Here is a 4,133-nt window from a genome sequence, read left to right as displayed (position 1 = left end):
GATAATGATTATGCGAGATACGCATGAACATCCATGACCTCGAAGCCTTCGTCGCCGTTGTCGAAACCGGCTCCATCGTCGGCGCGTCGGCTAGGCTCAACCTCACCCAGCCCGGCGTGACGCGCCGGGTGCAGAATCTCGAGGAGCAACTGGCAACTCCCTTGCTCGACCGCCAGTCGAAGCCGCTCAAGCCCACTGCATCGGGTCGCGAGGCTTATGAGCATGGGCGCCGCGTGCTGCGCTCGCTGGAGGATATGAAGGCGGGCGTCTCGCCGGACGGCGAGGTGAAGGGCGAGTTCCGCCTCGGCATCATGCCTTACCTTTCGACCAGCGCGCTGTCCGAGCCGCTCGACAGTCTGCGCGCGGCCTTCCCGCAACTGACGCTCAAGATCACCTCCAGCCTCTCGCCGCGCCTGGTGGAGCAGGTGCTGCACAGCGAGATCGATGCCGTCGCCGTCTGCCTTGCCGAGGGCGTCGCGCCGCCGCCCGAGCTCGTCGGTGACGATCTCGGCGTGCAGGCGGTGCTGCTGGTGGCCTCGCCAAGCCTCGGCGTGCCGAGGCCAGCCGAGCTCAACGATCTCGCACGCTATCCTTGGGTGCTCAACGAAACCGGCTGCGGCTTCCGCGCTTTCATCCGCCACCGCTTCGAGGCGGCGCGGCTGCCTTTCCATGTCGGCGTCGAGGCGCAGGGCGCGGATCTGAGAATGTCGCTGGTGGCGCGTGGCCATGGCATCGGCGTCGTCACGCCCGGCGCGCTGTCGGGCAGCCAATGGCGCGACGCGGTCGAGGTGGTCGACTGCCCCGGCTTCAAGCCGCAGGTGCGCTGCTGGCTGCTCCACCGCCCCCCGGCCGGCAGGCTGGCGCGCCCGATCGCGGTCTTCCGCGATGCGCTGGCCGAAGCGCTGAAGGGGCCGATGCCGCTGATGTCGTGAGAGGTGGCAAGGCGCTGGCGGTTGGTGTTCGTCATCCTCGGGCTTGACCCGAGGATCCATGCCGTGACCTTGCCCGGGAACAGAGCGGAGCAGAATCCTCAACCGTTGCAACGCCTTAGCGTCACGGCATGGATCCTAGGGTCTGCGCGCGTCGCTTCGCTCCTTGCTCCGCCCTAGGATGACGAACTCGGGGCCTGACGCCTGCAAGCCATCATTCCTCCTCAAGCTCTTTCATCGCGCGGTGCCACGGTTGGCCCTTGCCTTCCCGCCAGGCGCACCAGCCATAAGGAAGGTCCCAGAGCTCACGGAGTGAGCTATCGAATTTCACCATCTCAGACAGGGCGACAAGCATGGCGTCGGCCATCTTGAAATCGACAGCCCGGTTCAAAAACTGCCAAGCGCCATCGTCATCATCGTGAGCAACGTAATCTACGATGTGCTCGCCCCTGACTATTTGGTGTATCGTGAAGACGGCCACGTTTGGCGGATCGCTAAAAGGCCAATCAGGATCAGCGGCAGTCATACGCAAGTTCCCGTGGATTGGCGCATCGATGCTTCTCGTCAGGAAGGCAATGAAGCGAGCCATGCGTCCCAGCATTCCTGTTGCATTCGTGGAAAGGCGGGCACCACATCGTGGCCATCGGCAAAGATGTTGACCAGGTCGGTCTCTTTCGGCGGCTGTCCCATCTTTATTTTGCAGGCGATTAGTCCCCGGCTCATTTCGATCACCGTTCCCTCCGGGTAGACTCTCCCGCTAGCGCCGTAGCAGGAAGGCGGCAGTCCATCCATTTCAAGGCGCAGGCGAATCTGGAACAACGCTTCGAAATAGTCGTCCTCTTCAGCCTCGATAACCTTGTCCCGATAACGGCAGATGAGTCGGCATTTTGTCCCCGCATCATGCAGCGTAAAGACGGCCTGCTCGTCGTCGCCGTGTGTGCCTGCCCCGATCAGGAACACGGTATATTGCTCCATCGTCTTCGCCCCATTGCTTGGTAACCATAGTTGTATTCTGCTCAAATTGCAACTAATGATTGTTTGCGGACCGCTTTTGAGTTGTACCTCGTCCTTGACCCGTCCCCTACCTCCGCTATCTTCGCGCCATGCCGAACACCGCTCCCTCCGCCGCCGCGCCGCTGATCGTCATCGATCTGCAGACCGGCATGTTCGACGGCCGTTTCGACCCGCCAATCCATGACGCCGACACGATCGCCGAGCGCGCCCGCGGGCTGATCGACTGGGCGCGGCGTTCCGGCCGCAAGGTGGCGTTCGTGCGCCATGACGGGCCGGAGGGCGACCCGCTTGCGCCGGGCGCCTCCGGCTGGCCGGTCTGGCCGCCGCTCGGCCAGGCGGCCGACGAGCCGACTTTCGGCAAGAAGGTCGGCAACGCCTTCTCGAACCCCGAACTCGCCGAATGGGTGGCGGGGCAGGGCGCGAAGGACGTCGTGCTCATCGGCGCCCAGACCGATTTCTGCGTCGCCGCAACCGTCAAGGGCGCCTTGGCCGAAGGCTTGGGCGTCACTGTGGTCTCGGACGCGCATTCGACGCTGGATTCGATCGAGGAAAAAGCGCCCGACATCATCTCCCGCCACAACAAAGCCTTCGCCGGGCAAGGCGCGCGGATGACGACGACGGCGGAGTTGGTGGAAGGCTGAGCTCTCTTCCTTTCGCCCCTTGGATCGGCGCGATAGCGCCGAGACGGGGTTCCAGCGGCACTCCACACCTTCAACGAAACCTTCTCCCACACGGGAGAAGTAGAACCCAACCCAAGGAGTTCATCTTGCCCACCCTCACTCTTCCCGCCGAAGGAGGCTGCCGCTGTGGCCGCGTGCGCCTGAAGATCTCGGCAAGGCCATTGCTCACCATGGCCTGCCACTGCACCGGTTGCCAGTCGATGTCGTCCAGCGCCTATTCGCTGAGCGCGGCGGTCCCCTCGGAAGGGTTCGAGGTGACCAAGGGCGAGCCGGTGGTCGGCGGTCTGCACGGAGCGTCCAAACACTATTTCTGCGGCTACTGCATGACCTGGATGTTCACGCGGCCGGAAGGGATCGACTGGTTCGTCAATCTGCGCCCGACCATGCTCGACGACCACGCCTGGTTCACACCCTTCATCGAGACCTGGACGGCTGAGAAACTGCCCTGGGCGGCGACATCGGCCGTGCACAGCTACGAAGCGCTGCCCGCCTTCGAGGAATATGAGGGATTGGTCGCCGAATACGCCGGCACCCAAGGTTGATCGAAGACTGTGCAGATAAAAAAGCGGCGACCTGGGGCAAGGTCGCCGTTGCCATCTCCGTACATGGTCGACGCGGCCGTTGGGGGCGCATTGTTGGGGATGTGCTTGGGCGTCCGCGTCGACCACGGCGGCCTCATACCGCAGGCTTCACCATGGCACATTCGCCGCCCGCTGAAACTTCCGCGAAAACGGTATATTGCGGCGGTTGCACTTGCCTTCCTGCACACGGAAGAGAAAGCAAGGGCGAAACACTTTCTCTCTCGGACCGCATTGACCTCGTCCGCTCGACCGGCGACGACTGACGCTTTCCTTTTCAATGGATTGCGTCGTGAACCAGATTCATTTTCTCAACGCCAGGCTCGCCGACGGCACGGTCGCCGACCTCACCGTGGCCGACGGCCGCTTCAGTGCCATAGTGCCAGCAACCAATACGGTCACGTCGCCGTCCAGCGCCATCGACCTCGCCGGCCAGCTGGTGCTGCCGGCTTTCGTCGAGGGCCATATCCATCTCGACACCTCCTTCTACGGCGATGTCTGGCGCCCGCACATTCCCTGCACCAACGGTTTTGACGTGCGCGAGCGGGTTGCCTTCCAGATGCGCAACCTCGAGCAGGCAGCACCCATGGCGGAGCGGGCGAGAAACCAGCTCGAGCTCTGCGTGGCGCATGGCAGCCTCGCCATGCGCAGTCATGTCATGGTCGATGCCGCGGTCGGGTTGAAGCATGTGGAGACGATCCTTGGGGTGCGGGAGAAATATCGCGACCTGATCGATATCCAGCTTGTCGCCTTCCCGCAGAGCGGCATCCTGTCCTCGCCAGGCACTGCGGAATTGCTCGACGAGGCGCTTAAGCTCGGCTGCGACCTGATCGGCGGGCTCGACCCGGCGAGCTTCGACCGCGACGTGAAGGGCCATCTCGATGTCGTCTTCAGCTTGGCCGACAAACACGGTGCCGGTATCGACATCCACC

Annotated in this window: 6 protein-coding genes; 4 read left to right on the top strand and 2 right to left on the bottom strand. The window is 63.4% G+C overall.

The window, feature by feature from the left end; all coding sequences use genetic code 11:
• Positions 1-23: 23 nt before the first annotated feature.
• The gene (locus tag EOD07_RS25065; RefSeq protein WP_127237333.1) at positions 24-932 is read left to right on the top strand and encodes a LysR family transcriptional regulator; all 909 of its coding nucleotides are present in this window, start codon (positions 24-26) and stop codon (positions 930-932) included.
• Positions 933-1,143: 211 nt separating this feature from the next.
• Here the strand turns inward: EOD07_RS25065 and EOD07_RS25060 are convergent, their stop codons facing one another.
• A complete protein-coding gene (locus tag EOD07_RS25060; RefSeq protein ID WP_206519545.1) occupies positions 1,144-1,518 on the bottom strand; it encodes a hypothetical protein in 375 nt (124 codons plus the stop codon).
• Entirely contained in the window at positions 1,494-1,904 is a 411-nt protein-coding gene (locus tag EOD07_RS25055) for a hypothetical protein (RefSeq protein WP_127237332.1), read from the bottom strand. Before EOD07_RS25055 ends, EOD07_RS25060 begins: the two co-directional genes overlap by 25 nt.
• Positions 1,905-2,032: 128 nt before the next feature.
• Between EOD07_RS25055 and EOD07_RS25050 the strand changes: the two genes are divergently transcribed.
• The 3 genes from EOD07_RS25050 to EOD07_RS25040 form a co-directional block, all read left to right on the top strand.
• Entirely contained in the window at positions 2,033-2,584 is a 552-nt protein-coding gene (locus EOD07_RS25050) for an isochorismatase family protein (RefSeq protein ID WP_127237331.1), read from the top strand.
• Between the two features lie 125 nt (positions 2,585-2,709).
• Positions 2,710-3,165 carry a GFA family protein gene (locus EOD07_RS25045; RefSeq protein ID WP_127237330.1) on the top strand — a complete coding sequence of 152 codons (456 nt, stop codon included), beginning with the start codon at positions 2,710-2,712 and terminating at the stop codon, positions 3,163-3,165.
• 316 nt (positions 3,166-3,481) lie between these two features.
• Positions 3,482-4,133 (top strand): amidohydrolase family protein (locus tag EOD07_RS25040; RefSeq protein WP_164772499.1); only part of this gene is annotated, 652 nt, incomplete at its 3' end.

Source organism: Mesorhizobium sp. M2C.T.Ca.TU.002.02.1.1 (assembly GCF_003997225.1).
The sequence above is the reverse complement of the archived record's forward strand: the minus strand, read 5'-3'. Positions and strand labels throughout refer to the sequence as shown.

Coding starts and splice junctions, on each gene's coding strand:
- EOD07_RS25065 (WP_127237333.1), top strand. CDS start 24: ATGAACATCCATGACCTCGAAGCCTTCGTCGCCGTTGTCGAAACCGGC.
- EOD07_RS25060 (WP_206519545.1), bottom strand. CDS start 1,518: ATGGCTCGCTTCATTGCCTTCCTGACGAGAAGCATCGATGCGCCAATC.
- EOD07_RS25055 (WP_127237332.1), bottom strand. CDS start 1,904: ATGGAGCAATATACCGTGTTCCTGATCGGGGCAGGCACACACGGCGAC.
- EOD07_RS25050 (WP_127237331.1), top strand. CDS start 2,033: ATGCCGAACACCGCTCCCTCCGCCGCCGCGCCGCTGATCGTCATCGAT.